This is a genomic window from Flavobacterium sp. (assembly GCF_027484205.1).
Classification (GTDB): Bacteria; Bacteroidota; Bacteroidia; order Flavobacteriales; family Flavobacteriaceae; genus Flavobacterium.
Map to the genome: position 1 here is coordinate 1 of NZ_JAIXUB010000008.1, position 5624 is coordinate 5624.

Here is a 5624-nt window from a genome sequence, read left to right on the forward strand (position 1 = left end):
GTTGTTCCTGTTTGTGCATAAACATAAATAGTTTGTGAACTTGTAATTGATGTTCCTGCGGATAATGTTGTTCCTGTTCCGCCTGAAGCTGTATGATAGCTCTGTCCTGCTGGTAAAGCAGGTAAAACATAACTATCACAAGCTGTTACATCGGATGGATTTGGTGTAGTTGGAGAAATATTTACAGTAACAACAAAATCTCCTTCACTTGTACAATTTGGAGTTGTACCTGTTTGTGAAAAAATGTAAATCGTTTGAGTAGTTGTTATTGATGTTCCTGATGCAATTTGAGTTGCTAAACTTCCTCCAGTTGCAGAATGATAAGTTTGACCTGAAGGTAATACAGGTAATATGTAACTACCACAAACTGTCACATCTGAAGGATTTGGTACAGCAGGTGTCGTATTTACTGTAACTACAAAATCACCTTCACTTGTACAATTTGGTGTTGTTCCAGTTTGGGCAAAAACATAAATTGTTTGAGTAGTTGTTATTGATGTTCCAACTGGTAATAATGTTGCAAGACTACCTCCTGATGCCGAATGGTAGGTTTGTCCTACAGGTAAAACTGGCAAAACATAACTATCGCAAACCGTTACATCTGATGGATTTGGTGCAGTCGGTGTTGAATTTATAGTAACTACAAAATCTCCTTCTGCTGTACAATTAGGTGTAGTTCCAGATTGTGCAAAAACATAAATTGTTTGAGAAGTAGAAATACTAGTTCCAGCAGAAATCAAAGTTGTTGCACTTCCGCCTGATGCCGAATGATAAGTTTGTCCTGTAGGTAAAGCTGGTAAAATATAACTATCACAAACCGTTACATCAGATGGATTTGGTGTTGCAGGTTGAGGATGAACTATTAATTGAAAAGAGTTTGTTGCGTAAAATGTTGGATCTGTGTTATCTTCAACTCTAATATATATAGTTTGTGGATTTACAGTATTTTGAAAATTAGTAATTGAAGTTATTGCACCTGTATCTCCTTGCGCACCTGCTAAAGTCAAATGATATGTTACCGTGTAGTCAGCTGGATTTTGCGCTCCTAAAGTAATTGGTGTTTGGGGTGAAAAATCAAAAGTCCCTATTCCATCATTCGAAGCGTCATCACACTGTTCAAGATTTGGTGGTTGATTTGCATAAGCTAAACAAGTAACTGGGTCAACTGTTACGGTAAATGATTGAATACTAAAACAATTAGAACCCGACGAATCATCTACTCTAATGTAAATAGTTTGAGGATTACTTGTAAGTGTGTATGCTGTTGGAACTAATATATTACTTGCATAATTCTCTGCATCTGTCAAGTTTGTAAAATAATTCACATCAAATAAACTTGGCGAAAGTGATCCTAATACTTGAGATGTATTTTGTGTTAAATCAACTGTATTAGTACATTCAACTAAATTGTCTGGTGGATTTATAGGCAAAGGTGGTAAAAACTCAACTGTAATACAATCTGATATAGGACAACCTGGACCATATGGATACGCCGTTGCACAATAAACACCTGGTTGAGAAACAGTAATACAAGGACCAGTTTCTGCAGGCATTGGAACACCATTGAATGTCCAAGTATGAGGAATTGTCGCTGATAAACCAGTACAAATTGTAGCAGTACTTCCATCACAAGGAGCAAAACCGTTCGAAACTAAAAAATCATTTGGAAAACTAAATGCATTTGTATTAAAACTTTGTGCCTGTAAAAATACAGCAGAATCAAATGCAGAATCTCCAACATTCGATATTGCTAATTTAATATGATAAGTCATACCACATTGAACATTAGCTTGAGCCGCAATCACAGTAGTAAAACCATCAAACTGAATTGTAGGATTTGCCGCTGGTGTAGCTCCAGTTCCATTATTAACATAAAAAGCAGGAAATGAAGTTGCATTTACATTATTAATAGATATCGCTGTTGTTGTTGACGGTACTAATGCAATATTTGCTGCGCCACCAGTATATGGACCAGTTATTCCTGGACCACTTAAAAAGAAACCAAATACATCATTAAAAGAAGACCCAACATATTCTAAGTACTCCTCAGAACCAAAAACAAAATTAAAGCTTAAAGTATTTCCAATCGGCACAAAATCAAATTCTAAAATCGCCTTTGTGTTAATAGCACCAGTAGCAATTGCTGCTAAATCAGGATCGCCACCCATAGGAAAAATTGATGCCTGTGTAGTACTTCCAGAATTATTTGGACCAATAGCTTCGGTTGCTCTTCCTGTTGAAAGAATAATCCCTTCGTTGATTCCTAAGTTAGTGGTAACTCCATTTGTAAAAAAACCAACTTGATCTCTTACCATCGTAGCATTGGCAGCAGCTCCATTAAAAGTAATATTTGAAACTGTAATACCACCACCTAACAATACATTTTGAACTAATTGAGCTGGTGTCTGCGTTGTATTATCTACAATAAGTTGCCCGAAAACACTATTGCAAAATACAACTAAAAAAATAAGTAAAATTCTCTTCATAGTATATTTGGTTACTAAGACAATTGTTATTAAATAACGTCTAAAGTGTTAATTAATTGTTTAAAAACCCCAAATATAAACATTCCATGAAAATAACTTTGTTAAATTTGTAGAAAATTACAAGATTTACTATGAAACTAAATATAAAAGAAACACAAAATCCAACAATTCTTAAATTTGAATTCCCAGATTTTATAACTCAAAACGAAAGTTTTGAATTTAAAAACATAGATGAAGCTAAAAATTCGCCTATTGCACAACAATTATTTTACCTTCCATTCGTAAAAACAGTTTACATTTCAAGCAACTTTATTGCCATCGAAAGATTTAGTATTGTCGATTGGAATGACGTTAAAGATGCTGTTGCTGAACAAATTGAAGAATATGTAAAAAACGGCGGTAAAATAATAATTGAAGACGCTTTCAAACCAAAAAAATCTGCTATAACCGTTTATGGAGAAACCACTCCAAATCCTGCAACTTTAAAATTTGTTGTCAGCAGAAGATTGACAAAAACAGCAGTCGAATTTAAAAATATTGACGAAACTGCAGCATCGCCAATAGCAAAAGAATTATTTCAATTTCCATTTGTAAAAGAGATTTTTATTGATGAAAATTATATTTCTATTACAAAATTTGACATTGCTTCTTGGGACGAAATAACATTGGAAGTTCGCACCTTTATCAAACAATTCATCGAAAATGGAGGAACAGTTATCGATGAAGATTTAATCGTTCAGGATGCCAAATCTGAAAAACAACAAATAAAAAATTTTGATAACCTAGACACTACTTCACAACAGATTATTAACATCTTAGAAGAATACGTAAAACCTGCAGTAGCAGCAGACGGAGGAAATATCTTGTTCGATTCTTACGATGAAAATAGTAAACGAGTGAAAGTCGTTCTTCAAGGTTCGTGCAACGGTTGTCCATCGTCGACATTCACTTTAAAAAATGGCATCGAAAACATGCTAAAAGACATGCTAAACGATAAAGATATTATTGTTGAAGCATTAAACGCTTAAATTAATTTGGAGCAAATAGTTCGGGAATTTTTATAAACCCTATTCCTGCTTTTCGTTTCAATCTTTTTATTGTTTTGTCACCCTGAGCGCAGTCGAAGGGCTTTTTTCTAAAAACAATAAAAAAGATTTCCATTTCAATCAGGGCTAATTAGTTTTTGTATTGAATAAATTTCAGTAGTTTTAACCAACCAATAACCAAAATATAAATGAAAAATTTGAAAACAATTTCTTCCTTCATTTTACTTTCAATCTTGTTAGTAAACTGTAAATCGGAAGAAAAATCAGTAGATTTCAAAAAATTAACCGAAAGTTATTTTGACGAAAAAAACATCCTAAATCCTTTAGATGCAACACTCAATGGTCAAAACAAATACAACGACCAATTGCAATTTGAAATGACGGATTCTTTCAGAAAAAAGCAAGTTGAATTTTTCAACAAATACGAAACCGAACTTTCAAAAATCGATTTTGAATCACTTTCTGAGGAAGAAAAAAACAGTTTCGACATCATTAAATGGGAAATTGCTGTCGGAAAAGATTTGCTTCAACAAAATGCTAATCTTACACCAATTCATCAATTTTGGGGAACGCATTTGACTATGGCACAATTTGCAGCAGGCGAAAGTGCACAACCATTCAAAACCGAGAAAGATTATAAAAACTTCTTAAAAAGAATGGATTTGTATGCAGTTTGGTTAGATTCTGCAATGGTTTACATGAAAAAAGGAGTCGATAAAAATGTAGTTTTACCAAAAGTTTTGTCTTTCAAAGTATTAAATCAATTTGACGAAATGATTACTCAAAATGCAGAAGACAATATTTTTTACACAACTATAAAATCAATACCATCTGAAATTTCAAATTCCCAAAAAGAAATACTAAAAAAAGAATACGCATCAACAATCAACGATAAATTACTTCCGAGATTTAAGAAAATGACTGCATTTATAAAATCAGAGTATCTTCCAAAATCTAGAAACACAAGCGGAATTGGAGCGTTACCAAATGGCGCAAATTTATACAAAGCCTATGTAAAACAATGGACTACAACCGAAATGACTCCTGAAGAAATTCACAATTTAGGTTTGCAAGAAGTAGCTCGATTAAAATCGGAAATGGAAAAAGTGAAAACCGAAGTTGGATTTAAAGGAACCATAAAAGAGTTTTTCGATTACGTGAGAAACAAAGCCGAATTAAAACCTTTCAAAAAACCGGAAGAAGTAATAGCTAATTTTGAAAAATACCACGCTACAATCAAACCAAATGTGGATAAATTATTTTCATTGCAACCAAAAACAGCATTCCAAATAAAAAGAACAGAAGCTTTTAGAGAAAAAACAGCAAGTGCAGAATATGTTCAAGGTGCAGCAGATGGTTCTCGACCAGGAACTTTTTATGTTCCAATTCCCGATGTAAAAAGCTATAATTATTATGCCGATGAAGATTTATTCCTTCACGAAGCCATTCCGGGACATCATTTTCAAATTTCACTACAACAAGAAAACAAAGCTTTACCCGATTTTAGAAAATTCAATTGGTTTGGTGCTTATGGTGAAGGTTGGGCTTTATACACCGAAAGTTTAGGAAAAGAGTTAGGTTTATACAAAGATCCATATCAATATTTTGGGATGTTAGGAAGCGAAATGCATCGTGCCATTCGTTTAGTAGTTGACACAGGAATGCATTCAAAAGGTTGGACACGCGAGCAAGCCATTCAATATTCTTTAGACAACGAAGCCGAAAGTGAAGCGAGTATCATTTCAGAAATTGAGCGTTATATGGCAGTTCCAGGTCAAGCATTATCCTATAAAATAGGTCAACTAAAAATAATTGAACTTCGCAAAAAAGCCGAAAAAGAATTAGGTTCAAAATTTGACATCAAAAAATACCATCAAATAGTTTTAGAATCAGGTGTTATGCCATTGGCTCTTTTGGAGAAAAAAGTAAACAATTGGATTAAAACAAGTAAATAAAAAAATGCCTTTCGTAACTAGACTGCACCCAAAAGTTTAGACAAATTTATAATTAATTTTGATAATAATGAGTTCGATATTTTATCGGACTCATTTTGTTTAAATTTGATTTTATTCTTTCGTTGTTATAATAGATA

Annotated in this window: 4 protein-coding genes; 2 read left to right on the top strand and 2 right to left on the bottom strand. The window is 33.3% G+C overall.

Features of this window, described 5'->3' with window-relative positions; translation table 11 throughout:
• Nucleotides 1–2486 (bottom strand): choice-of-anchor L domain-containing protein (locus Q0049_RS02635; protein WP_298116276.1); only part of this gene is annotated, 2486 nt, incomplete at its 3' end.
• Between the two features lie 131 nt (nucleotides 2487–2617).
• Between Q0049_RS02635 and Q0049_RS02640 the strand changes: the two genes are divergently transcribed.
• Nucleotides 2618–3514 carry a NifU family protein gene (locus Q0049_RS02640; protein ID WP_298116278.1) on the top strand — a complete coding sequence of 299 codons (897 nt, stop codon included), beginning with the start codon at nucleotides 2618–2620 and terminating at the stop codon, nucleotides 3512–3514.
• Nucleotides 3515–3720: 206 nt separating this feature from the next.
• Complete coding sequence (locus Q0049_RS02645) at nucleotides 3721–5487, top strand: DUF885 family protein (protein ID WP_298116280.1); 1767 nt, start codon at nucleotides 3721–3723, stop codon at nucleotides 5485–5487.
• 52 nt (nucleotides 5488–5539) lie between these two features.
• On the opposite strand, the gene Q0049_RS16625 is transcribed toward Q0049_RS02645, so the two are convergent.
• On the bottom strand, nucleotides 5540–5623 hold the full coding sequence (locus Q0049_RS16625; protein ID WP_367178933.1) for an IS3 family transposase: 84 nt from the start codon (nucleotides 5621–5623) through the stop codon (nucleotides 5540–5542).
• Nucleotide 5624: the final 1 nt, after the last annotated feature.